This is a genomic window from Verrucosispora sp. FIM060022 (genome assembly GCF_003977705.1).
Classification (GTDB): Bacteria; Actinomycetota; Actinomycetes; order Mycobacteriales; family Micromonosporaceae; genus Micromonospora; species Micromonospora gifhornensis.
This window is the reverse complement of record NZ_RQIV01000029.1, coordinates 1-1,164: the sequence shown is the minus strand read 5'-3', so window position 1 is coordinate 1,164 and position 1,164 is coordinate 1. Positions and strand designations below refer to the sequence as shown.

The following is a 1,164-nucleotide window of genomic DNA, read 5'->3' as shown; positions in this document are numbered from 1 at the left end:
CCCAGCTCACCGAGTGGTTGGTGCGGGCGAACAACCGCCAGCACCGTGTGCTGGGCTGCCGCCCGCTGGACCGGTGGGATGCCGACCGGGCCGCCATGCTGCCGCTGCCACCGGTTGCGCCGGTGGTCGGCTGGCGGCAGACCACCCGACTTCCCCGCGATCATTACGTGCGCGTGGACGGCAACGACTACTCGGTGCACCCGTCGGTGGTCGGGCGGCGGGTTGAGGTCACCGCCGACTGCGACCAGGTGCAGGTGTTCTGCGACGGCCGGTCGGTGACCCGGCATGACCGGTGCTGGGCCAAGCATCAGAGCATCACCGATCCCGCCCACCGGCAAGCCGCCGCGGACCTGCGCGTCGCTGCCCAACGCACCCCGACGACCGCCGTCGACGCCCAGGTCGAACGCCGGCCGTTGAGCGACTACGACCGCCTGTTCGGCCTGGATGAGGTGGCTGCGTGATGGCCGCCAAGACCAGCCGCAACGTCGCCTCGGAGATCGCGTTCCTCACCCGCGCTCTCAAGGCGCCGTCCCTCGCTGCCTCCGTCGAGAGGTTGGCGGAGCGGGCCCGGGCGGAGTCGTGGACGCATGAGGAGTTCCTCGCCGCCTGTCTGCAACGCGAGGTCGCCGCCCGGGAGGCTCACGGCGGTGAGGGACGCATTCGGGCAGCGAGGTTCCCGGCCCGCAAGAGCCTGGAGGAGTTCGACTTCGAGCACCAACGCTCTCTGAAGCGGGAGACCATCGCCCACCTGGGAACCCTCGACTTCGTGGCGTCGAAGGAGAACGTCGTCTTCTTGGGCCCGCCCGGCACCGGCAAGACCCACCTGTCCATCGGCCTCGGGATCCGAGCCTGCCAGGCCGGGCACCGGGTCGCGTTCGCCACCGCCGCCCAGTGGGTGTCCCGCCTCGCTGATGCCCACCACGCCGGCCGGCTGCAAGACGAACTGGTCAAGCTTGGCCGGATCCCGCTGCTGATCGTTGACGAGGTCGGCTACATCCCCTTCGAAGCCGAAGCGGCGAACCTGTTCTTCCAGCTGGTCTCCAACCGCTACGAACGAGCCTCGCTGATCGTCACCAGCAACAAACCCTTCGGCAGGTGGGGCGAAGTGTTCGGCGACGACGTCGTCGCCGCGGCCATGATCGACCGCCTCGTCCACCACGCCGA

The 1,164-nt window shown here is 69.7% G+C and carries 2 protein-coding genes; both read left to right on the top strand.

Features of this window, described 5'->3' with window-relative positions:
- On the top strand, positions 1-461 hold a 461-nt coding region (locus tag EG812_RS28990; protein ID WP_502697223.1), incomplete at its 5' end, for a Mu transposase domain-containing protein.
- On the top strand, positions 461-1,164 hold a 704-nt coding region (gene istB / locus EG812_RS28985), incomplete at its 3' end, for an IS21-like element helper ATPase IstB (protein ID WP_126713491.1). The genes EG812_RS28990 and istB, both read left to right, overlap by 1 nt.